The sequence below is a fragment of the Pseudomonas sp. P4_C8 genome, from assembly GCF_056401975.1.
Map to the genome: position 1 here is coordinate 43286 of NZ_JBFUIH010000031.1, position 20233 is coordinate 63518.

Genomic DNA, 20233 nt, shown 5'->3' on the forward strand with positions numbered 1-20233 from the left:
ACAAAACCGGTCGTTGACAATTCCCGGCCGGATTCGCATAGTTCGATCTACGCAAACGTTTGCGCGACCTGTTGGTGGCTCGTAACACCGACGATCGGAGTCCAGGCGTTACTCCAGTGCAAGCGTTGCTCAAAATAATCATAAGATCGGGGTGAATCCATGAAGCTGCCATTCGCTGGACGTCTTCTTGCTGTCGCTATGCTGGCTGTCGCATCCGCCACGCTGCCTGTTACATCGGCCTTCGCCGAATCTCCTGAAAAACCCAAAGTCGCGCTGGTCATGAAATCCCTGGCCAATGAGTTCTTCCTGACCATGGAAGATGGCGCCAAGGCGTATCAGAAAGACCATTCCGGCGAATTCGAGCTGATCTCCAACGGCATCAAAGACGAAACGGATACTGCTGGCCAGACACGCATCGTCGAGCAAATGATTCTGGCCAAGGTCAATGCGCTGGTCATCGCGCCAGCGGACTCCAAGGCCATGGTTCCTGTGATCAAGAAAGCCATCGATGCCGGTATCACCGTGATCAACATCGACAACCAGCTGGATCCGGCCGTCGTCAAAAGCAAGAACATGACGGTGCCGTTCGTAGGCCCGGATAATCGCAAAGGCGCGCGTCTGGTCGGTGAGTACCTGGCCAAGCAGCTGAAGGCCGGTGACGAAGTCGGCATCATTGAAGGCGTCTCCACCACTACCAACGCTCAGGCCCGTACCGCAGGCTTCAAGGATGCGATGGAAGCGGCGCAGATCAAGGTCGTTTCGGTGCAGTCCGGTGACTGGGAGATCGACAAAGGCAACAAAGTTGCCGCTTCGATCCTTAGCGAATACCCGGATGTCAAAGCCCTGCTGGCCGGTAACGACAGCATGGCCGTCGGTGCCGTTTCCGCCGTGCGTGCAGCGGGTAAGGCCGGCAAAGTGCAAGTCGTCGGGTACGACAACATCAATGCCATCAAGCCAATGCTCAAAGATGGCCGCGTACTGGCAACTGCTGACCAGTTTGCCGCCAGGCAAGCGGTGTTCGGTATCGAGACTGCGCTGAAAATCATCAAGGGCGAGAAGGTCGACAGCGGCACCAACGGCGTGATCGAAACGCCGGTTGAACTGGTCACCAAGTAAGCCTTCTGGCGACACAATAGTGCTCGCCCGCTCGGGAGAGCACATGGAGAGTTTTATGTCCGTTTGCGCACCGAACGTTGTCCTCTCGGTCAGCGGTATCGGTAAGACCTACGCCCAGCCGGTGCTGACCGGCATCGACCTGGCGCTGATCCGCGGCGAGGTGCTGGCGCTGACCGGCGAGAATGGTGCGGGAAAAAGCACGCTGTCGAAGATCATCGGTGGGTTGGTGACGCCAACCACCGGCCAGATGCAGTTCCAGGGCCAGGACTACCGCCCCGGCAGCCGGACCCAGGCCGAAGACCTGGGCATCCGCATGGTCATGCAAGAGCTCAATCTGTTGCCGACCCTGTCGGTGGCGGAGAACCTGTTCCTCGACAATTTGCCCAGCCATGGCGGCTGGATCAGTCGCAAGCAATTGCGCAAAGCGGCGATCGAGGCCATGGCCCAGGTTGGCCTCGATGCGATCGACCCGGACACCCTGGTTGGCGACCTCGGCATTGGCCACCAGCAAATGGTTGAGATTGCCCGCAATCTGATCGGCGACTGCCATGTGCTGATCCTCGATGAGCCGACGGCGATGCTCACCGCGCGCGAAGTCGAGATGCTGTTCGAACAGATCACTCGCTTGCGGGCTCGCGGCGTGGCGATCATCTACATTTCCCACCGCCTCGAAGAATTGGCGCGGGTCGCCCAGCGCATTGCAGTTTTGCGCGATGGCAACCTGGTCTGCGTCGAGCCGATGGCCAATTACAACAGCGAGCAACTGGTGACCTTGATGGTCGGTCGTGAGCTCGGTGAACACATGGACATGGGGCCGCGCAAGATCGGCGCTCCCGCGTTGACGGTCAAAGGCCTGACCCGCTCCGACAAGGTTCGCGATGTGTCCTTCGAAGTGCGCGCCGGTGAAATCTACGGGATCTCTGGATTGATCGGGGCAGGGCGCACCGAGTTGCTGCGTCTGATCTTCGGTGCCGACACCGCCGACAGCGGCACGGTGGCGCTGGGGTCACCGACTCAGGTGGTGAGTATCCGTTCGCCAGCCGACGCGGTGAGTCACGGCATTGCCCTGATCACAGAGGATCGCAAGGGCGAAGGTTTGTTACTGACCCAATCGATCAGCGCCAACATTGCCTTGGGCAACATGCCGGTGATTTCCAGTGGCGGTTTCGTCAATAACAGCGACGAGATGTCTTTGGCACAGCGTCAGATCGACGCCATGCGCATCCGCAGTTCAAGTCCGACACAGTTGGTTTCCGAGCTCTCGGGTGGCAATCAGCAGAAGGTCGTGATCGGCCGCTGGCTTGAACGCGATTGCTCGGTGATGTTGTTTGACGAGCCGACCCGTGGCATCGATGTCGGCGCCAAATTCGACATTTATGCGTTGCTCGGAGAACTGACCCGCCAGGGCAAAGCACTGGTGGTGGTGTCCAGTGACTTGCGCGAGCTGATGCTGATCTGCGACCGGATCGGGGTGCTATCGGCTGGGCGCCTGATAGAAACCTTCGAGCGCGACAGCTGGAACCAGGACGACTTGCTTGCCGCCGCTTTTGCCGGCTACCAAAAACGTGATGCGTTGCTCAATGAAGCAGCGCCTAGGGATCTTCCATGAAAACTGCAACTTTTGCCGGCAAACGTAGTGGCAATTTCTACGGTCTGGGCACCTATCTGGGTCTGGCGGGTGCGTTGCTGGCGATGATTGCGCTGTTCTCGGTATTGAGCAGCCACTTTCTGTCTTATGACACGTTCAGCACCCTGGCCAACCAGATTCCCGATTTGATGGTACTGGCGGTCGGCATGACCTTCGTGTTGATCATCGGCGGCATCGACCTGTCGGTCGGTTCGGTGTTGGCACTGGCGGCATCAACGGTCAGCGTGGCCATTCTCGGCTGGGGCTGGAACGTGCTGCCGGCAGCGCTGCTCGGCATGGCGGCGGCAGCTCTGGCTGGGACCATCACCGGTTCGATCACCGTGGCCTGGCGGATTCCTTCGTTCATCGTGTCCCTGGGTGTGCTGGAAATGGCACGGGGCGTGGCGTATCAGATGACCGGATCACGTACGGCCTACATCGGTGACGCTTTCGCCTGGCTGTCCAATCCGATTGCCTTCGGCATCTCGCCGTCGTTCATCATCGCCTTGCTGATTATTTTCATCGCCCAGGCCGTGCTGACCCGAACGGTGTTCGGTCGCTACCTGATCGGCATCGGCACCAATGAAGAAGCGGTGCGTCTGGCGGGTATCAATCCAAAACCTTACAAGATTCTGGTGTTCAGCCTGATGGGGCTGCTGGCCGGCATTGCCGCGCTGTTTCAGATTTCGCGACTGGAGGCGGCAGACCCGAATGCCGGCTCCGGGCTGGAGTTACAGGTGATCGCAGCCGTGGTCATCGGCGGCACCAGTTTGATGGGGGGCCGTGGTTCGGTGATCAGCACGTTCTTCGGGGTCCTGATCATTTCCGTTTTGGCGGCCGGTCTGGCGCAGATCGGCGCGACCGAGCCCACCAAACGCATCATCACTGGCGCGGTGATCGTGGTGGCGGTGGTGCTTGATACTTATCGCAGTCAGCGCGCAAGCCGGCGGACCTGAATCATGGCAACGATCAAGGATGTAGCTGCACTGGCTGGAATTTCCTACACCACGGTGTCCCATGTGGTGAACAGGACCCGACCGGTCAGTGAAGAGGTGCGGATCAAAGTCGAGGCGGCGATCAAAACCCTGGACTACGTGCCGAGCGCCGTAGCCCGTTCGTTGAAGGCCAAAACCACCGCGACCATCGGTTTATTGGTGCCAAACAGCCTCAACCCGTACTTCGCCGAGTTGGCGCGAGGCATTGAGGATTACTGCGAGCGTAAGGGTTATTGCGTCATCCTCTGTAACTCCGACGACAACCCGGACAAGCAACGCAGCTACCTTCGCGTGTTGCTCGAAAAACGTATCGACGGTTTGATTGTCGCTTCGGCCGGCGGCGATGCGGGGCTGGCGGAAGGTCTTGCCGGTGTGCGCACGCCGATGGTCATCGTCGACCGCGGGCTGGAGGGCGTTGATGTCGATCTGGTGCGCATCGATCACGAATACGGTGCGTATCTGGCCACTCGACATCTGCTGGAGCTGGGGCATCGGGACATCGCCACCATCGGTGGTCCGGCGGGTACGAGCGTGGCGCAAATGCGTCTGGCCGGTTATTGCCGTGCCTTGCAAGAGGCGAGCGTCGAAGTGAATCGCGAACGCATGCTGGAAAGCGACTTCACCAGCACCGGCGGATACAACGCGGCAGCGATTTTGCTGGAGAAGAATCCGCCCAGCGCGATCTTCGCGGGTAACGACATGATCGGCATCGGTGTGCTGCGAGCGGCTGCAGAACGCAATGTTCGCGTACCGTCCGAGCTGTCGGTGATCGGCTTCGACGATATCCAGATGAGCCGTTATGTCTACCCGGCGCTGACCACGGTGGGGCAATCGATCCTGCAGCTCGGAGAGATGGCGGCTGAAGTGCTTTTGCGCAGGATCGCCACACCGGACATGGTCACCGAGCAGCGAATCGTGACGCCCAGTATTGTCCTTCGGGAGTCGACCGCGCCGCTCGCCGGCGTATTCGCCCAGTTCCGTTGAAACAGAAAGCCGCAATACCCAAAGCGCCGCAGAAACAGAATTGATGAGTAGCGATGTATGCCAGCAAAAGTAGTGGTGATAGGCAGTCTGAACATGGACCTGGTAACCCGGGCTCCAAGGTTGCCGCGAGGCGGTGAAACGCTGATCGGTCAGTCGTTTGCCACGGTTTCCGGTGGTAAGGGGGCCAATCAGGCTGTCGCGGCGGCCCGATTGGGTGCCGATGTGTCGATGGTCGGTTGTGTGGGCAGCGATGCTTATGGCGCGCAATTGCGCGGGGCGCTGTTGGCCGAACAGATCGATTGTCAGGCAGTCAGCGCCGTTGATGACTCCAGTGGCGTGGCGTTGATCGTGGTCGATGACAACAGTCAGAACGCCATCGTCATCGTCGCGGGTGCCAACGGTGCGCTGACGCCGCAAGTCATCGACCGTTTCGATGCCGTATTGCAGGCGGCAGATGTGATCATCTGTCAGCTGGAGGTGCCGGACGCTACGGTTGGCCATGCCCTCAAACGAGGTCGTGAACTGGGCAAGACCGTCATTCTCAACCCGGCACCCGCCAGTCGCCCATTACCGGCGGACTGGTTTGCCGCCATCGATTACCTGATCCCCAACGAGAGTGAAGCCTCTGCCCTGACAGGTTTGCCGGTGGATTCCCTGGAATCGGCAGAAACCGCCGCGACCCGACTGATCGCGATGGGCGCGGGCAAAGTGATTATCACCTTGGGTGCCGAAGGTTCGCTGTTTGCCGATGGCACACGCCTGGAGCATTTCCCGGCACCGAGGGTCAAAGCCGTCGATACCACGGCCGCCGGGGATACCTTCGTGGGTGGTTTTGCTGCCGCATTGGCCTCCGGGAGCAGCGAAGCCGAAGCGATTCGATTCGGCCAGGTAGCCGCGGCACTGTCGGTTACCCGGGCTGGCGCGCAACCCTCGATTCCCACCTTGTCCGACGTACAGGCGTTTAAAGCACCATGAAAAAAACACCGCTGCTCAATGTCGCGTTGTCGCGGCTGATTGCCTCGCTGGGTCACGGCGACATGGTCGTCATCGGCGATGCCGGTCTGCCGGTGCCGCCAGGCGTCGAGTTGATCGATCTGGCGCTGACCCAAGGTATTCCGGACTTCATCAGTACCTTGAAGGTTGTGCTCAGCGAAATGCAGGTCGAAAGCCATGTTTTGGCCCAAGAGATTCTGGACAAGCAGCCGCCGGCAATGAGCGTTCTGGACGAACTGAACGTCGATGGCGTTCTAGGTTCGCGCGAATGGCTTAGCCATGACCAGTTCAAGGTACTCAGCCGACAGGCGCGGGCGATTGTTCGTACCGGCGAATGCGCGCCGTACTGCAACATCGTGCTGGTGTCGGGGGTGACGTTCTAGCGCACTGAACACATTCGGTTCCCCCACGCACAAGGAGTGCGATATGTACCGCTATGCTCAGAAACTGCATCACCTGCTTTGGAGTCTGCTGCTTGTGTCCCTGATTACTGCAACGAGCGCCCAGGCGGCGGAACAGATCGACTTGATCATCGACACCGATCCGGGTGCCGACGATGTGGTCGCCTTGCTGTTCGCGCTGGCTTCGCCGCAAGAGCTGAATATTCGTGCGCTGACCACCGTGGCGGGCAATGTGCGTCTGGACAAGACGTCGCGTAACGCACGGCTGGCCCGTGAGTGGGCGGGGCGCGAAGACGTGCCGGTTTACGCCGGTGCACCGAAACCGCTGATGCGCACGCCGATCTATGCGGAGGACATTCATGGCAAGGAAGGTCTGTCGGGCGTCACCGTGCACGAGCCAAAGAAGGGGCTGGCTGAAGGCAATGCGGTCAATTACCTGATCGATACCTTAAAAACCGCCAAACCCCACAGCATCACTATCGCCATACTCGGTCCACAGACCAATCTGGCCCTGGCGCTGATCCAGGAGCCGGAGATTGTTCAGGGCATCAAGGAAGTGGTGGTCATGGGCGGCGCGCATTTCAACGGTGGCAACATTACGCCGGTGGCGGAGTTCAATCTGTTCGCCGATCCACAGGCCGCTGAAGTTGTGTTGAAAAGTGGTGTGAAGCTGACCTATCTGCCGCTGGACGTGACCCACAAGATCCTCACCAGCGAAGCTCGTCTGAAACAGATCGCCGCGCTGAACAACAATGCCAGCAAGCTGGTGGGCGGTATTCTCAACGAATACGTCAAAGGCGATATGGAGCACTACGGTCTTTCGGGTGGCCCGGTGCATGACGCAACCGTCATTGCCTACCTGCTCAAGCCTGAGCTCTTTACCGGTCGCTCGGTCAACGTGGTCGTTGATAGCCGCGAAGGCCCGACCTTTGGTCAAACCATTGTCGACTGGCATGACGGCCTGAAAGCACCGAAGAATGCTTTCTGGGTTGAAAGTGGCGATGCTCAGGGCTTCTTCGACTTGCTGACTCAGCGACTGGCTCGGCTGAAGTAAGCCGCCCGCAGCAGGTGCCAACCTGCGGGTTTTACGCCTGTCGTGCCTCCGCTACGGTCTTTTGGTCCGCCAGGTGTTTTTCAAAAATCTGCTCGATGAAGTCCTGGGCGGCCTCGGCTCCAATGTCCCTGACCAATAGATCGATACTGATAATGGCAAGCTCTTCCGTGCTGCCTGGGCTGTAAGAACTGTGCCCGTCTTGCCACTTGGCTTTGATGTCGGCGTCGATACTTACAGTGGTCATGATGGCGCTCGTGAAGTAGGGGAGGTCTGGGTGTCGAGTTAACCATTTTGCGCGGCGTTTAGCACTCCGACTTAGGCATGGGGGGAGGGCTATGCGACACTTGGTCTTTGACGAATTTTCAAGGACCGCGCTGTGCAGATCGATTTGAACACTCCTGACGGTTTGACCCTTGAGGCTGTGCGCCAGCTGTTGGCGTCCGCCAGTGACGATGAACACACTCAACTGCGGGTCACCCAAAACGGTATCGCCTACATTTCTTCAGGAGTCGTCGGCGGTACTGACATCGGCGGGCTGCGATTTCGGCTAGAGACGTGGGCCAAAGGCTCGGGCTATGTAGGATTGGTCGCAGCCAGTGACGAAGTCTGGGTCATGCAGATTTTCAATGCGCTGAAAGAGAACTGGCCGAACCCACCATACGACTACATCGACGTTTATTGAGCGCTGTTCATATTCAGTCACGATTGAGTGATGAAGGGCGGGGCGATGCTCAGGCAAACTTGGCACTTGTCCGGATCAAGGTAAGGATGGCATTTGCCTTGAAACCTGTCGCCGTCATCGCGGTCGCACGATCTCAGCTCAATTATTTACAAAGGAGGCTTCATGCCTTGGAAGCTCGCGTCATTGGGTACTTTGTTCGCCGTCACTCTGCTGGCAGGTTGCAGCAGTACGTCATCCGAGTCGACAACAGACCCTGTAGCGACGACTGACACGGGACATAGCCGCTGTGAGGCAAAGGCTGCCGAATTCACCCTCGGCAAAGCGGCTTCGCCCGAACTGCTGGAGCAGGCGCGCACTCGCGCAGGCGCACAGAATGCACGGTTCCTGTCGCCCAATGACATGGTGACGCTGGAATACCGCTCTGATCGCTTGAACCTGCACACCGATGCCAATCGGGTGGTCACTCGCGTCAACTGCGGCTGAACGCGCAAGGCTTTTGTTTCACCCATAAAAAACCCCGTCACATGGACGGGGTTTTCTTAGTGCGCCAGAAACTTACTCTGGGCGAACTTGTGCAGCTTGCATACCCTTTTGGCCTTTCTCAGCCACGAAGGAAACGGTCTGGCCTTCTTTCAGGCTTTTGAAACCGTCGCTTTCGATAGCTTTGAAGTGTACGAACAGGTCGTCACCGCCACCTTGAGGAGTGATGAAGCCGAAGCCTTTTTCATCGTTGAACCATTTAACGGTGCCGGTTTGGCGATTAGACATGGTGTATCTCCAAGAAACATATATTTTCAGTAGTGCTGTGCTGCTCAGGCCAACTGGGCACACCGGAGTATCATAGTCGAAATGTTCGCTTTGGGAGCCCCCCGGACGTGCTGTTTGCCTCGCTGTCGAGCGTTCTTTGGTGCTTAAAGTGGCTGAAAGCCCCGATTTTAAAGGCTTTCAGCCGAAAGTAAAGACGATAAAAAAAGCTGTAAAACCTTCAAAAAATGTCTGACAAAGCGACATTCGGGCAGTTTTTTCGGTCATTGCAGGTGAAAAAATGAATGCGTGAAGCTTATTTTTTCGCGCCGGTATCGACCCTGCAAGTGGCGATTTTCTGCATCGCCTGATTTCCCAACTCTTGACTGGCTTTGCCGTCCATCAATGCCTGGAGGTCTTTGGCTGGATACGATTTGAGCTGGTCGGCGCCGCAACCACAGACGGCTTTTGCCTTCGCATCACCGATCTTGTGTGCCGCCGCAGGGACGCACTGCGCCATGTATTTCTCGCGCTCGCCCTTTGGCCAGTCGGCATGGGCGGCCAATGGCAGCAGCAGAACGATGGGGGCGACTACGGCGAATAAACGGTTCAGACGCATGCTGGGATGCTCCTTTTGGGTCAATGACGTGTTATCTGAGGTGCAAAGCGGTGTTCAAGTTCAGCACTCTGGCATAAAAATGCCCGATTTGCCCCCGCACAAAGCCTGCTTGCGTCGACGACCGTTCATCTGTGCTAGCATGCCTCGCTCGGGCGTTTGCAAGCTCCGGATGACCTTCAGTCCCGGTGGCGGCAACTGCGCGAATAACCCTGATTTGAATCCCAGTCACTCTGGTTCGGTTTTCCGGTTGGCCGCAAGGCTCCTGCCGCTGTAAGGCAGGCGTTCGTCATTGAATGGCCTGGATCGGATCTTGTACTGGCTCATCCCAACCCACGTGACCTTTGGTAGGGGTCACCACTAGGAGAGGAGGCGCCATGCCAACTATTACTCTTCCCGACGGCAGTCAACGTTCATTCGATCACCCGGTTTCCGTAGCCGAGGTCGCCGCATCCATTGGTGCGGGTCTGGCCAAAGCCACCGTGGCCGGCAAGGTCAATGGCAAGCTGGTAGACGCCAGCGACAGCATCGACAGCGATTCCACGCTGCAAATCATTACGCCAAAGGATGAAGAGGGGCTGGAGATCATTCGCCACTCTTGCGCCCACTTGGTTGGCCACGCGGTCAAACAGTTGTACCCGACCGCCAAAATGGTGATAGGGCCGGTCATTGACGAAGGCTTCTATTACGACATCGCCTTCGAACGTCCTTTCACTCCGGACGACCTGGCCGCCATCGAACAGCGCATGCAGCAGCTGATCGAAAAAGATTACGACGTGATCAAGAAAGTCACTCCGCGCGCCGAAGTGATCGAAGTGTTCAAGGCCCGTGGCGAAGACTACAAGCTGCGCCTGGTCGAGGACATGCCGAACGAACAGGCCATGGGCCTGTACTATCACGAAGAATACGTCGACATGTGCCGCGGCCCGCACGTGCCGAACACGCGTTTCCTGAAATCCTTCAAACTGACCAAGTTGTCCGGTGCCTACTGGCGTGGCGACGCCAAAAACGAGCAATTGCAGCGCGTTTACGGCACCGCTTGGGCAGACAAGAAGCAGCTGGCGGCTTACATCCAGCGCATCGAAGAAGCTGAAAAGCGCGATCATCGCAAGATCGGCAAGCGCCTGGGCCTGTTCCACACCCAGGAAGAGTCGCCGGGCATGGTGTTCTGGCACCCGAACGGCTGGACTCTGTACCAGGTGCTCGAGCAGTACATGCGCAAGGTACAGCGCGACAACGGCTACCTGGAGATCAAGACTCCACAAGTCGTTGACCGCAGCCTGTGGGAGAAATCCGGGCACTGGGCCAACTACGCCGACAACATGTTTACCACTCAGTCGGAAAACCGCGACTACGCCATCAAGCCGATGAACTGCCCTTGCCACGTGCAAGTGTTCAATCAAGGCCTGAAAAGCTACCGCGAGTTGCCGATGCGTCTGGCTGAATTCGGTGCTTGCCACCGTAACGAGCCATCGGGTGCGTTGCACGGCATCATGCGCGTGCGTGCGTTCACTCAGGACGACGCCCACATCTTCTGTACTGAAGAGCAGATGCAGGCCGAATCCGCTGCATTCATCAAGCTGACCATGGACGTTTATGCCGACTTCGGCTTTAAAGACGTCGAGATGAAGCTGTCCACTCGTCCGGAAAAACGCGTTGGTTCCGACGAGCTGTGGGATCGCGCCGAAGCGGCATTGGCTGCAGCCCTTGATAGCGCTGGCCTGCCGTATGATCTGCAGCCGGGCGAAGGTGCTTTCTACGGTCCGAAGATCGAGTTCTCGCTGAAAGATTGCCTTGGCCGTGTCTGGCAGTGTGGTACCCTTCAGCTCGATTTTAACCTGCCTGTCCGTCTGGGAGCTGAATACGTCTCCGAAGACAACAGTCGCAAGCACCCGGTAATGTTGCATCGGGCGATCCTGGGCTCCTTCGAACGTTTCGTCGGAATTCTGATCGAGCACTACGAGGGTGCATTCCCTGCGTGGTTGGCTCCGACTCAGGCAGTGATCATGAATATCACTGATAAACAGGCTGATTTTGCCGCCGAGGTTGAAAAAACTCTCAACGAAAGCGGATTTCGTGCCAAGTCTGACTTGAGAAATGAAAAGATCGGCTTTAAAATCCGCGAGCATACTTTGCTCAAGGTTCCCTATCTCTTGGTTATTGGAGATCGGGAAGTCGAGATGCAGACTGTCGCTGTGCGTACTCGTGAAGGTGCTGACCTGGGCTCGATGCCCGTCGCCCAGTTCGCTGAGTTTCTCGCGCAAGCGGTTTCCCGGCGTGGTCGCCCAGATTCGGAGTAATTATTATTAAGCGTGAAATGAGACAAGATAAACGAGCTGCACCGAAAGCCCCGATCAACGAGAATATCTCGGCACGCGAGGTTCGGTTAATTGGGGCTGAGGGTGAGCAGCTTGGGATTGTGTCAATTGAAGACGCGCTTCTTAAGGCTGAAGAGGCCAAACTGGATCTGGTGGAAATTTCCGCCGATGCAGTACCCCCTGTTTGCAAGCTGATGGACTACGGCAAGTCGATCTTCGAGAAGAAGAAGCAGATTGCTGCGGCCAAGAAAAACCAGAAGCAAATTCAGGTTAAAGAAATCAAGTTTCGTCCAGGGACGGAGGAAGGGGATTACCAGGTAAAACTGCGCAACCTGGTACGTTTCCTGAGTGATGGGGACAGGGCCAAGGTATCCTTGCGATTCCGCGGCCGTGAGATGGCCCACCAGGAGCTGGGGATGGAACTCCTCAAGCGAGTTGAAGGTGACTTGCTCGAGTACGGTTCGGTCGAACAGCATCCTAAGATGGAAGGACGCCAGCTGATCATGGTCATCGCCCCGAAAAAGAAGAAGTAATCAACAGGGCACGGCAGGCCTTCTGATTATGTTTATCAACTGAATGCGGAGTATCCGAACATGCCAAAAATGAAAACGAAAAGTGGTGCTGCTAAGCGGTTTCTGAAAACTGCTAACGGTATCAAGCACAAGCACGCTTTCAAGAGCCACATCCTGACTAAAATGTCGACCAAGCGTAAGCGTCAACTGCGCGGTAGCAGCTTGCTGCATCCGTCTGACGTGGCAAAAGTCGAGCGCATGCTGCGCCTTCGTTAATTTTAGTCAAGAATAGAGGAAGTAACTCATGGCTCGTGTAAAGCGTGGCGTCATTGCCCGTAAACGTCACAAAAAAATTCTGAAACTTGCTAAAGGCTACTACGGCGCTCGCTCGCGCGTATTCCGTGTTGCCAAGCAAGCGGTAATCAAGGCAGGCCAATACGCCTACCGTGACCGTCGTCAGAAAAAACGTCAGTTCCGCGCTCTGTGGATCGCTCGTATCAACGCTGGTGCACGTATCAACGGTCTGTCCTACAGCCGTTTCATCGCCGGCCTGAAAAAAGCGTCCATCGAGATCGACCGTAAGGTTCTGGCTGATCTGGCAGTGAACGAAAAAGCGGCGTTTGCTGCGATTGTCGAGAAAGCTAAAGCCACCTTGGCTTAAGTACCCCCGACAGTCACCCGGCCTCACCTCTGTGGGGTCAGGTGTTAAACGTCATAAATAGGGGAAGAGCCTTCAAGCTCTTCCCCTATTTTGTATCTGGAGTCTGTACATGGAAAACCTGGATGCGCTCGTCTCTCAAGCACTAGAGGCTGTGCAAAGCGCTGAAGATATCAATGCCCTGGAGCAAATCCGGGTTCACTACCTTGGCAAAAAAGGTGAATTGACTCAGGTGATGAAGACCCTGGGGAATTTGCCGGCAGAAGAGCGTCCGCAAGTCGGCGCCCTGATCAACGTTGCCAAGGAGCGTGTCACAGAGGTTCTCAACGCTCGCAAGGCACTGTTTGAAGAGGCCGACCTGGCCGCCAAACTGTCTGCCGAGTCGATTGACGTGACCCTGCCTGGCCGCGGTCAGACCTCGGGTGGTCTGCATCCGGTTACCCGCACTCTGGAACGTATCGAACAGTTCTTCACCCACATCGGCTACGGCATCGCCGAAGGCCCTGAGGTCGAAGACGACTATCACAACTTCGAAGCGCTCAACATCCCAGGCCACCACCCGGCCCGGTCGATGCATGACACCTTCTATTTCAATGCCAACATGTTGCTGCGCACCCATACCTCGCCGGTACAGGTCCGCACCATGGAATCGAAACAACCGCCGATCCGCATCGTCTGCCCAGGCCGTGTGTACCGTAGCGACTCCGATATCACTCACTCGCCGATGTTCCACCAGGTTGAAGGCCTGCTGGTCGATCGCGATATCAACTTCGCCGACCTGAAAGGGACCATCGAAGAGTTCCTGCGCGTGTTCTTCGAAAAAGAACTGGCCGTGCGTTTCCGTCCTTCGTACTTCCCGTTCACCGAGCCATCCGCCGAAGTCGACATGGAATGCGTGATGTGCAGCGGTAAAGGCTGCCGCGTCTGCAAACAGACTGGCTGGCTGGAAGTGATGGGCTGCGGCATGGTTCACCCGAACGTGTTGCGCATGTCCGGGATCGACCCGGAAGAGTTTTCGGGCTTTGCCTTTGGCATGGGTGTTGAGCGTCTGGCCATGCTGCGTTACGGCGTGAACGACTTGCGTCTGTTCTTCGACAACGACTTGCGGTTCCTCGCGCAATTTCGCTAGCCGTAACGAATTCTTAGGAGAGCAGGATGAAATTCAGTGAACAATGGCTGCGTGGTTGGGTAAGCCCGCAGGTAAGTCGCGACGAGCTGGTTGCTCGTCTGTCGATGGCCGGTCTTGAGGTCGATAGCGTAACGCCGGCCGCCGGTGTTTTCAGTGGCGTGGTCGTGGGCGAGGTGCTGAGCACCGAGCAGCACCCGGACGCTGACAAGCTGCGTGTTTGCCAGGTCAGCAATGGCTCGGAGACCTTCCAGGTAGTCTGTGGCGCGCCAAACGTGCGCCCGGGCTTGAAGATCCCGTTCGCTATGATCGATGCCGAACTGCCGGGCGATTTCAAAATCAAGAAAGCCAAGCTGCGTGGCGTTGAGTCCAACGGCATGCTGTGCTCACAAGCCGAACTGCAAGTGGGCGAAGGCAACGATGGCCTGATGGAATTGCCGGTCGATGCGCCGGTCGGTCAGGACATTCGTGAGTACCTGAACCTGGACGACGCCAGCATCGAGGTCGACCTGACCCCGAACCGCGGTGACTGCCTGTCCCTGGCCGGTCTGGCTCGAGAAGTCGGCGCGCTGTACGCCGCCGCCGTCACCCGCCCGGTCGTTGCGACCGTTCCAGCCGTGCACGATGAAGTGCGTTCGGTTGAAGTGCTGGCACCGGCCGCCTGCCCGCGTTATCTGGGGCGTGTGATCCGTAACGTTGACCTGTCCAAGCCAACACCACTGTGGATGGTTGAGCGTCTGCGTCGTTCCGAGGTGCGCAGCATCGATGCGGCAGTCGACATCACCAACTACGTGATGCTGGAGCTGGGTCAACCGCTACACGCGTTCGATCTCGCCGAAATCAATGGCGGCATCCGCGTACGCATGGCTGAAGAAGGCGAGAAGCTGGTACTGCTCGACGGTCAGGAAGTGACCCTGCGTAGCGATACCCTGGTGATCGCCGACCACACCCGCGCTCTGGCTATCGCCGGCGTCATGGGCGGCGAGCACAGTGGCGTGAACACCGCGACCACTCGCGATATTTTCCTTGAAAGTGCGTTCTTCGATCAGATCGCAGTCGCTGGCAAGGCTCGTTCCTATGGCCTGCACACCGATGCCTCGCACCGCTATGAGCGCGGCGTGGACTGGCAGTTGGCCCGTGAAGCCATGGAGCGCGCCACTGGCCTGCTGCTGGACATCACTGGCGGCGAAGCCGGCCCGATCATCGAAACCGTCAGCGAGCAACACCTGCCGAAAATCGCGCCGGTCACTCTGCGTGCGCAACGCATCACCCAGATGCTGGGCATGGAAATGGATTCGGCCGAAGTTGAGCGTCTGCTCAATGCTTTGGGCCTGACCGTTTCCGCCGAGGGGGCAGGGCAGTGGCGTGTAGAAGTGCCAAGCCATCGCTTCGACATCAGTCTGGAAGTCGATTTGATCGAAGAGCTGGCCCGTCTGTACGGCTACAACCGTCTTCCGGTTCGTTATCCGCAAGCTCGTCTGGCGCCGCAAGCCAAGGCTGAAGCGCGTAGCGATCTGCCTGAGCTGCGTCGTTTGCTGGTCGCCCGTGGTTATCAGGAAGCGATCACCTACAGCTTCATCGATCCGAAACAATTCGAACTGTTTAATCCGGGTGTGGAACCGCTGCTGCTGGCCAACCCGATTTCCAACGACATGGCTGCCATGCGTTCGTCCTTGTGGCCAGGTCTGGTCAAGGCGCTCCAGCACAACCTGAACCGTCAACAGGATCGTGTCCGACTGTTCGAAAGCGGTCTACGCTTCGTTGGCCAACTCGAAGGTCTGAAGCAAGAGCCGATGTTGGCTGGTGTTGTGTGCGGCAGCCGTCTGCCGGAAGGTTGGGCGCAGGGGCGCGATGTCGTGGATTTCTTCGACGTCAAGGCTGACGTGGAAGCGGTGCTGGGCTTCGCTGGTGCGCTGGACTCGTTCACTTTCGTGCCGGGCAAACACCCAGCGCTGCACCCGGGTCAGACCGCGCGCATCGAACGTGAAGGCCGTCTGGTAGGTTTCGTCGGCGCCATCCACCCTGAATTGTCGAAAACCCTCGGTCTCGACCGTCCGGTCTTCGTTTTCGAGCTGGTTCTGGCAGAAGTGGCGTTGGGCAAAATGCCTAAATTCCAGGAGTTATCGCGCTTTCCTGAAGTGCGTCGTGACCTTGCACTGATCGCTGAAAAAGACGTCGCCGCCAGTGCCGTACTGGACGTAATCCGTGAAAATGCAGGGGAATGGCTGACGGACCTCAGGCTATTTGACGTGTATCAGGGTAAAGGCATTGATCCTGATAGAAAAAGCCTTGCCGTCGGCTTGACCTGGCAGCATCCATCGCGCACTCTTAATGACGATGAGGTGAATACCACGACGCAAAACATCCTCACCTCGCTCGAACAAAGGTTGAACGCCACGTTAAGGAAGTGACGTATGGGGGCTCTGACGAAAGCTGAGATGGCGGAACGTCTGTATGAAGAGCTGGGCCTGAATAAACGGGAGGCCAAGGAATTGGTCGAACTGTTTTTTGAAGAAATCAGGCACGCTCTTGAAGACAACGAACAAGTCAAATTGTCCGGTTTCGGCAATTTCGACCTTCGGGACAAACGCCAGCGGCCTGGCCGCAATCCGAAAACGGGGGAAGAAATCCCGATCACGGCTCGCCGTGTGGTCACCTTTCGTCCAGGGCAGAAGTTGAAGGCCCGAGTTGAGGCTTATGCTGGAACCAAGTCATAACGACGAGCTCCCCGTCATCCCAGGCAAACGCTATTTCACCATCGGTGAAGTCAGCGAGCTGTGTGCGGTAAAACCGCACGTGCTGCGCTATTGGGAACAGGAGTTTCCTCAACTCAACCCCGTCAAACGCCGCGGAAACCGCCGGTATTATCAGCGACAAGACGTACTGATGATCCGGCAGATTCGCGCGTTGCTTTACGATCAAGGATTCACCATCGGCGGCGCGCGCTTGCGCTTGTCCGGCGATGAAGCCAAAGACGACACCACCCAATACAAACAGATGATTCGGCAGATGATTGCTGAGCTGGAAGATGTGTTGGTGGTTCTCAAGAAATAATTTACTGCGTTTGAATACTTCCAGTTTTCAAAAGCTTGGGATATATTCTTGAGCGTTCCTCGAGGTGAGGGACGAGTTTCACGCCTAGTCGGGGCGTAGCGCAGTCCGGTAGCGCACTAGCATGGGGTGCTAGGGGTCGAGTGTTCGAATCACTCCGTCCCGACCATTATTCCTGAATAAAATCAGGCACTTAAGCCGATCAGCTAGATCGGCTTTTTTGTGTCTGCGCAAAACCCGCGCAAAACTGGCGCAAAACTACCCGGTGATTTCGCTGATATTCAGGTCCGGAATGGCCTCGGACCAGATGATTTCCTCGTGGTCGCGTTGGTAGTTTTTGGTCATGCCCTCGCTCGCATGACCGGCGATTTTCTGCCCGTCCTTTCCGGCTTTCTTATACAGGTGCAGCGACAGGGCTCGCACTTCGTGGAAGCCCGGCATCTCTTCTTCCTTCCATCCCGCGTAGCAGTTCGCCGCCTCCCTGGCTTCCTTGAATGCACGCGTCAAATACCGTTCCTCAACTTTTGTCCAGTGGTCCTTTGTCTGCGCCTGTTTCTGTTTCCGGCGCTCTGGTTTTCGATGCACCAGGTACGGCGACGCGGTGTCGTCACGGCAGCGACTGATGACCGCTTGCAACTCGGGTGTCACTCGAAAGCGAATCCACGCCGCATCACTGGCCTTCGCCGTCTTCTTTTGCACCAGATAGAGGAATCCCTCCCGAACACCGTCAAAGCGCATATCTAGGATGTCGGTGCGGCGCTGGGCAGTAATCAGGGCGAGGTCGATCGCGTTCTGCAGCCAGGCCGGCGCTTTTTTCCTGATGGCCTTCAGGCCATCCACGGTGTGACGCTTGCGCTGCTTCTTCTCGATGCGATTGATTGTGCTCGCCGCAGGATTGTCCGGGCACAGCCCCTTGGCCGCGGCATGGTTGAAAATATCGATCAGGAGTGCCCTGCACTGGTTTGCAGTGCGTGGGGTTAGCACGTCCAGCATTCCTGCAATCATGCGGATCGTTATCTGGTCCACGGACTTGCCCTCGAACTGCTTGCGAAAGCGTCGGAAGTGCACGGCGTACAACCCCAAAGTGCCCTTGGCCAATTCACGTGGTGGCAAGACGTCGCGCTCGTAGGTGTCGAGGAAGCCGGCGAACGTTTCTGAGGCGTTCAACACGGCGCCGACCAAGTCAGCGCCGCGCATAAACTCCAGGTTCAACTGCTTCGCAGCATCGATCGCTTTAATGCGGTCGGTCCCAAACTGGAACCACTTCCCGTCGGTAGGCCGACGGTAGCGATAGGTCGAGCGCCGCGCATCGAAGTAGAGGTTCTGCGGGAGGTTCTTGTTCGCAGTATTGCGCGGCCGAGGGACCATCATGCTGCTCCTTTCAATACCATCGCCACCAGGTCGTTGCCGTTCGACCTGCTGAATGCGGTCCAGTCAACGTACCAGAGTTTGCCAATCTGCTCTCCCGGCACCATTCCATTCCGGATGTGGTTGCGGATAGCTTGCGGGCATTGCGGGGTGCCGCCTTCGCCCCAGCGCCGTCGCTGAAACTCGCTGATCTTGATCAATTCTTTTTTCATTGGGCAATACCTGTCCTTGCCGCTATAGCGGCTGACTTTGAAGGGGGAGGGGTTTTCTTTTTCAGGGATTCTGCCAAGATCTGAATCGTTTGCAGCAGTCAGATGGCTTGTTCAAATAATAAGAAAATTTACTTAAGTATGGCGTTGCACTCTCAATAAAAAGGAGGTCTTTGTGCTTAAAAGTGTATTCAAGGTTCTGGCGGCTGGTGCTTTGTGTTTTAGTGTGACTGCTTGTTCTACAGTTGATGGGCTTCAGCCTTCCGATAGTGGTGTAACTATCGTGATAAAAAATAAATCTTATAATGAGGTTTGGAAGTCCTCAGTAAATGCTATGAGTGCAAGTTTGGCGATCGTTGAAGTAAATAAGGACGCAGGTATTATTAAGTCTGAAGCGCCAGCGGGTATGGCCACTTGGGGAGAGGTTATAGGGTTATTTGTAACGCCTGCCTCAAAGCCATCAGATAGTTATTCAATTCGGATTGTCAGTAAAAAGCGTTCGACTTATCAAGTCACCGGTCAGGACTGGGCACCATCAATTGCTGCCCGAATTCAGGCAGATTTAGATTCGGAGTGATTCTCCATAATGCTGTGTATGAAGGTCCTTCATGGAGGCCAAATGGAATTTTATTGGGTAAATGTTGGCGGTACCCACAAGGAAGTCTTGGAAGGAAATTTCCTTTGGGCTCCGGTTAGCTCCCCACAGAGCAATGGCAAGAAGAGGACCTTGGTTCATTGGGACAATGTCGGAGCTGTGAAAAGGGGCGACGTCATCTTTTGCTGTAAAGACAAACAGATATACGCGATCGCGGTGGCAACCGCGGATGCCTTCGACGCCGAGAGACCGACTAACCGCTCCTTCAATGTTTGGAGCGGGAGCGCCAATGGGCGCCGCGTCGATATTGATCTTACACAACTGGAACGGCCGATTCTGCGCGATGAGATAGCCGAAGCGTTCATGAATCAATTTGACAGCCAGACCAGGCCGTCTCTGTTCACCAAGGGTGGCACCTTAAATCAGATCTACATGGCGCACCTCCCTGTCCGTGCTGGCGTCTTCTTGCTAGAAGCAAGCGGTCAGCTGGCCGATTTTGACAACCTGCTGATTACTAAGGGTGCGTCTGGTAAGAAGGTAGACAAGACCACGCGCGAATCGATCGTCCAGGCGAGGGTTGGCCAGGGGCAATTTCGAGTGTCGCTTCTAAGCATCTGGCAAGGGAAGTGTGCTCTCACGGGTATTGAGAACCCGGACTTAATTGTCGCGTCACATATCGAAGCGTGGTGCCTAGCGGACAATGTGGCAAGACTTGACCCTGACAATGGCCTCCTTCTGGCTGCCCATGTCGATCGACTGTTTGATCGAGGTTTCATCTCGTTCGCAGACGACGGGTCCCTGTTGGTGAGCAGCAGGCTGAGTCAGCACGACCGAGCGGTATTCGGTCTTGATCAGTTTGCCGGGATTGCTAGGTTATCTCTTGGTAACCGAAAATATTTAGTGAAACACCGCTCTGAGTTTGGATTTTAGAGCTCTCGACAGCTCTTAATCCTGCGTTTGCTCAGCTGCGTGCGGGCTATTCAGCTGGCAATCAGCCCGTATCCGAATACAGGCAGATGACGTCTTGGAGCTTTTTTTTCATGAGTCCGCTGAATCAGCGGATTTGAGTCGTTTCCGTTGTTGCAGAACAGAACATGCATGGTTTTATCCAGCCATGCACCGAGCTCGCCGGCTGGCGTGATTCGTTGAAGTGGGGTATTTGTGTTCGGCCCGGCATGGGGCCG

Annotated in this window: 24 protein-coding genes and 1 tRNA gene; 20 read left to right on the top strand and 5 right to left on the bottom strand. The window is 56.8% G+C overall.

The features are described 5' to 3' along the window. Nucleotides 1-159: 159 nt before the first annotated feature. From AC1DWM_RS19735 to AC1DWM_RS19765, 7 genes are read left to right on the top strand one after another with little or no spacing between them, the layout of a single operon-like run. Entirely contained in the window at nucleotides 160-1116 is a 957-nt protein-coding gene (locus AC1DWM_RS19735) for a sugar ABC transporter substrate-binding protein (RefSeq protein WP_223511524.1), read from the top strand. Between the two features lie 55 nt (nucleotides 1117-1171). After that, the gene (locus AC1DWM_RS19740) at nucleotides 1172-2725 is read left to right on the top strand and encodes a sugar ABC transporter ATP-binding protein (RefSeq protein WP_477795913.1); all 1554 of its coding nucleotides are present in this window, start codon (nucleotides 1172-1174) and stop codon (nucleotides 2723-2725) included. Continuing rightward, a complete protein-coding gene (locus AC1DWM_RS19745; protein ID WP_223511526.1) occupies nucleotides 2722-3699 on the top strand; it encodes an ABC transporter permease in 978 nt (325 codons plus the stop codon). Before AC1DWM_RS19740 ends, AC1DWM_RS19745 begins: the two co-directional genes overlap by 4 nt. Before the next feature lie 3 nt (nucleotides 3700-3702). Further along, entirely contained in the window at nucleotides 3703-4722 is a 1020-nt protein-coding gene (locus tag AC1DWM_RS19750) for a LacI family DNA-binding transcriptional regulator (protein ID WP_223511527.1), read from the top strand. A 57-nt stretch (nucleotides 4723-4779) separates the two neighbouring features. After that, entirely contained in the window at nucleotides 4780-5697 is a 918-nt protein-coding gene (gene rbsK, locus AC1DWM_RS19755) for a ribokinase (RefSeq protein WP_477795914.1), read from the top strand. Continuing rightward, complete coding sequence (rbsD, locus tag AC1DWM_RS19760; protein ID WP_223511530.1) at nucleotides 5694-6098, top strand: D-ribose pyranase; 405 nt, start codon at nucleotides 5694-5696, stop codon at nucleotides 6096-6098. Before rbsK ends, rbsD begins: the two co-directional genes overlap by 4 nt. A gap of 43 nt (nucleotides 6099-6141) precedes the next feature. Then, nucleotides 6142-7170, top strand: coding sequence for a nucleoside hydrolase (locus tag AC1DWM_RS19765; protein WP_477795915.1), 1029 nt, complete (start codon nucleotides 6142-6144; stop codon nucleotides 7168-7170). 31 nt (nucleotides 7171-7201) lie between these two features. Here the strand turns inward: AC1DWM_RS19765 and AC1DWM_RS19770 are convergent, their stop codons facing one another. Then, nucleotides 7202-7414: a hypothetical protein gene (locus AC1DWM_RS19770; protein WP_477795916.1), complete on the bottom strand. Its 213-nt coding sequence runs from the start codon at nucleotides 7412-7414 to the stop codon at nucleotides 7202-7204. A gap of 132 nt (nucleotides 7415-7546) precedes the next feature. Here AC1DWM_RS19770 and AC1DWM_RS19775 point away from each other — a divergent pair, with 132 nt between their 5' ends. Further along, nucleotides 7547-7852, top strand: coding sequence for a hypothetical protein (locus AC1DWM_RS19775; RefSeq protein WP_477795917.1), 306 nt, complete (start codon nucleotides 7547-7549; stop codon nucleotides 7850-7852). A 162-nt stretch (nucleotides 7853-8014) separates the two neighbouring features. Then, nucleotides 8015-8335 (top strand): I78 family peptidase inhibitor, encoded by a 321-nt coding sequence (locus tag AC1DWM_RS19780; RefSeq protein WP_223511535.1) that lies wholly within the window; start codon nucleotides 8015-8017, stop codon nucleotides 8333-8335. 72 nt (nucleotides 8336-8407) lie between these two features. Here the strand turns inward: AC1DWM_RS19780 and AC1DWM_RS19785 are convergent, their stop codons facing one another. Further along, the gene (locus tag AC1DWM_RS19785; RefSeq protein ID WP_003179963.1) at nucleotides 8408-8620 is read right to left on the bottom strand and encodes a cold-shock protein; all 213 of its coding nucleotides are present in this window, start codon (nucleotides 8618-8620) and stop codon (nucleotides 8408-8410) included. 292 nt (nucleotides 8621-8912) lie between these two features. Next, the gene (locus AC1DWM_RS19790; RefSeq protein ID WP_477795918.1) at nucleotides 8913-9215 is read right to left on the bottom strand and encodes a hypothetical protein; all 303 of its coding nucleotides are present in this window, start codon (nucleotides 9213-9215) and stop codon (nucleotides 8913-8915) included. A gap of 374 nt (nucleotides 9216-9589) precedes the next feature. Here AC1DWM_RS19790 and thrS point away from each other — a divergent pair, with 374 nt between their 5' ends. The 9 genes from thrS to AC1DWM_RS19835 all read left to right on the top strand — a co-directional run bounded on the left by thrS (nucleotide 9590) and on the right by AC1DWM_RS19835 (nucleotide 17046). Further along, nucleotides 9590-11512, top strand: a complete 1923-nt coding sequence (thrS, locus tag AC1DWM_RS19795) for a threonine--tRNA ligase (RefSeq protein WP_223511537.1) — start codon at nucleotides 9590-9592, stop codon at nucleotides 11510-11512. Further along, nucleotides 11512-12063 (top strand): translation initiation factor IF-3, encoded by a 552-nt coding sequence (infC, locus tag AC1DWM_RS19800; RefSeq protein ID WP_172435341.1) that lies wholly within the window; start codon nucleotides 11512-11514, stop codon nucleotides 12061-12063. Before thrS ends, infC begins: the two co-directional genes overlap by 1 nt. 60 nt (nucleotides 12064-12123) lie before the next feature. Then, nucleotides 12124-12318, top strand: coding sequence for a 50S ribosomal protein L35 (gene rpmI, locus AC1DWM_RS19805; protein ID WP_002553160.1), 195 nt, complete (start codon nucleotides 12124-12126; stop codon nucleotides 12316-12318). A 28-nt stretch (nucleotides 12319-12346) separates the two neighbouring features. Beyond that, nucleotides 12347-12703, top strand: a complete 357-nt coding sequence (gene rplT, locus AC1DWM_RS19810) for a 50S ribosomal protein L20 (RefSeq protein ID WP_007905879.1) — start codon at nucleotides 12347-12349, stop codon at nucleotides 12701-12703. A 109-nt stretch (nucleotides 12704-12812) separates the two neighbouring features. Further along, entirely contained in the window at nucleotides 12813-13829 is a 1017-nt protein-coding gene (gene pheS, locus AC1DWM_RS19815; protein WP_007905876.1) for a phenylalanine--tRNA ligase subunit alpha, read from the top strand. Nucleotides 13830-13855: 26 nt separating this feature from the next. Further along, the gene (pheT, locus tag AC1DWM_RS19820) at nucleotides 13856-16237 is read left to right on the top strand and encodes a phenylalanine--tRNA ligase subunit beta (RefSeq protein WP_223511538.1); all 2382 of its coding nucleotides are present in this window, start codon (nucleotides 13856-13858) and stop codon (nucleotides 16235-16237) included. Between the two features lie 3 nt (nucleotides 16238-16240). Beyond that, the gene (ihfA, locus tag AC1DWM_RS19825) at nucleotides 16241-16543 is read left to right on the top strand and encodes an integration host factor subunit alpha (protein WP_002553164.1); all 303 of its coding nucleotides are present in this window, start codon (nucleotides 16241-16243) and stop codon (nucleotides 16541-16543) included. Then, the gene (locus AC1DWM_RS19830; RefSeq protein ID WP_003179985.1) at nucleotides 16524-16880 is read left to right on the top strand and encodes a MerR family transcriptional regulator; all 357 of its coding nucleotides are present in this window, start codon (nucleotides 16524-16526) and stop codon (nucleotides 16878-16880) included. Before ihfA ends, AC1DWM_RS19830 begins: the two co-directional genes overlap by 20 nt. An 89-nt stretch (nucleotides 16881-16969) precedes the next feature. Continuing rightward, nucleotides 16970-17046 (top strand) — tRNA-Pro (locus tag AC1DWM_RS19835). A gap of 89 nt (nucleotides 17047-17135) precedes the next feature. Here the strand turns inward: AC1DWM_RS19835 and AC1DWM_RS19840 are convergent. Further along, nucleotides 17136-18245, bottom strand: coding sequence for a phage integrase Arm DNA-binding domain-containing protein (locus tag AC1DWM_RS19840; protein ID WP_477795944.1), 1110 nt, complete (start codon nucleotides 18243-18245; stop codon nucleotides 17136-17138). Continuing rightward, the gene (locus AC1DWM_RS19845) at nucleotides 18245-18457 is read right to left on the bottom strand and encodes a hypothetical protein (RefSeq protein WP_477795919.1); all 213 of its coding nucleotides are present in this window, start codon (nucleotides 18455-18457) and stop codon (nucleotides 18245-18247) included. The genes AC1DWM_RS19840 and AC1DWM_RS19845 overlap by 1 nt, the downstream gene beginning before the upstream one ends. 172 nt (nucleotides 18458-18629) lie before the next feature. On the opposite strand from AC1DWM_RS19845, the gene AC1DWM_RS19850 reads away from it, so the two are divergent. Together AC1DWM_RS19850 and AC1DWM_RS19855 are read left to right on the top strand one after the other, a co-directional pair. Then, nucleotides 18630-19031, top strand: coding sequence for a hypothetical protein (locus AC1DWM_RS19850; protein ID WP_477795920.1), 402 nt, complete (start codon nucleotides 18630-18632; stop codon nucleotides 19029-19031). Nucleotides 19032-19073: 42 nt separating this feature from the next. Beyond that, a complete protein-coding gene (locus AC1DWM_RS19855) occupies nucleotides 19074-19979 on the top strand; it encodes an HNH endonuclease (RefSeq protein ID WP_477795921.1) in 906 nt (301 codons plus the stop codon). Nucleotides 19980-20233 lie beyond the last annotated feature (254 nt).

Excerpts from the sequence above, each read along its gene's own strand:
- AC1DWM_RS19765 (WP_477795915.1), top strand. The coding sequence starts at position 6,142 with ATGTACCGCTATGCTCAGAAACTGCATCACCTGCTTTGGAGTCTGCTG.
- AC1DWM_RS19735 (WP_223511524.1), top strand. The coding sequence starts at position 160 with ATGAAGCTGCCATTCGCTGGACGTCTTCTTGCTGTCGCTATGCTGGCT.
- rplT (WP_007905879.1), top strand. The coding sequence starts at position 12,347 with ATGGCTCGTGTAAAGCGTGGCGTCATTGCCCGTAAACGTCACAAAAAA.
- AC1DWM_RS19840 (WP_477795944.1), bottom strand. The coding sequence starts at position 18,245 with ATGGTCCCTCGGCCGCGCAATACTGCGAACAAGAACCTCCCGCAGAAC.
- rpmI (WP_002553160.1), top strand. The coding sequence starts at position 12,124 with ATGCCAAAAATGAAAACGAAAAGTGGTGCTGCTAAGCGGTTTCTGAAA.
- AC1DWM_RS19750 (WP_223511527.1), top strand. The coding sequence starts at position 3,703 with ATGGCAACGATCAAGGATGTAGCTGCACTGGCTGGAATTTCCTACACC.
- AC1DWM_RS19790 (WP_477795918.1), bottom strand. The coding sequence starts at position 9,215 with ATGCGTCTGAACCGTTTATTCGCCGTAGTCGCCCCCATCGTTCTGCTG.
- AC1DWM_RS19830 (WP_003179985.1), top strand. The coding sequence starts at position 16,524 with ATGCTGGAACCAAGTCATAACGACGAGCTCCCCGTCATCCCAGGCAAA.
- thrS (WP_223511537.1), top strand. The coding sequence starts at position 9,590 with ATGCCAACTATTACTCTTCCCGACGGCAGTCAACGTTCATTCGATCAC.
- pheT (WP_223511538.1), top strand. The coding sequence starts at position 13,856 with ATGAAATTCAGTGAACAATGGCTGCGTGGTTGGGTAAGCCCGCAGGTA.
- rbsK (WP_477795914.1), top strand. The coding sequence starts at position 4,780 with ATGCCAGCAAAAGTAGTGGTGATAGGCAGTCTGAACATGGACCTGGTA.
- rbsD (WP_223511530.1), top strand. The coding sequence starts at position 5,694 with ATGAAAAAAACACCGCTGCTCAATGTCGCGTTGTCGCGGCTGATTGCC.
- AC1DWM_RS19845 (WP_477795919.1), bottom strand. The coding sequence starts at position 18,457 with ATGAAAAAAGAATTGATCAAGATCAGCGAGTTTCAGCGACGGCGCTGG.
- AC1DWM_RS19770 (WP_477795916.1), bottom strand. The coding sequence starts at position 7,414 with ATGACCACTGTAAGTATCGACGCCGACATCAAAGCCAAGTGGCAAGAC.
- ihfA (WP_002553164.1), top strand. The coding sequence starts at position 16,241 with ATGGGGGCTCTGACGAAAGCTGAGATGGCGGAACGTCTGTATGAAGAG.
- AC1DWM_RS19780 (WP_223511535.1), top strand. The coding sequence starts at position 8,015 with ATGCCTTGGAAGCTCGCGTCATTGGGTACTTTGTTCGCCGTCACTCTG.
- AC1DWM_RS19745 (WP_223511526.1), top strand. The coding sequence starts at position 2,722 with ATGAAAACTGCAACTTTTGCCGGCAAACGTAGTGGCAATTTCTACGGT.
- pheS (WP_007905876.1), top strand. The coding sequence starts at position 12,813 with ATGGAAAACCTGGATGCGCTCGTCTCTCAAGCACTAGAGGCTGTGCAA.
- AC1DWM_RS19785 (WP_003179963.1), bottom strand. The coding sequence starts at position 8,620 with ATGTCTAATCGCCAAACCGGCACCGTTAAATGGTTCAACGATGAAAAA.
- AC1DWM_RS19740 (WP_477795913.1), top strand. The coding sequence starts at position 1,172 with ATGTCCGTTTGCGCACCGAACGTTGTCCTCTCGGTCAGCGGTATCGGT.
- AC1DWM_RS19855 (WP_477795921.1), top strand. The coding sequence starts at position 19,074 with ATGGAATTTTATTGGGTAAATGTTGGCGGTACCCACAAGGAAGTCTTG.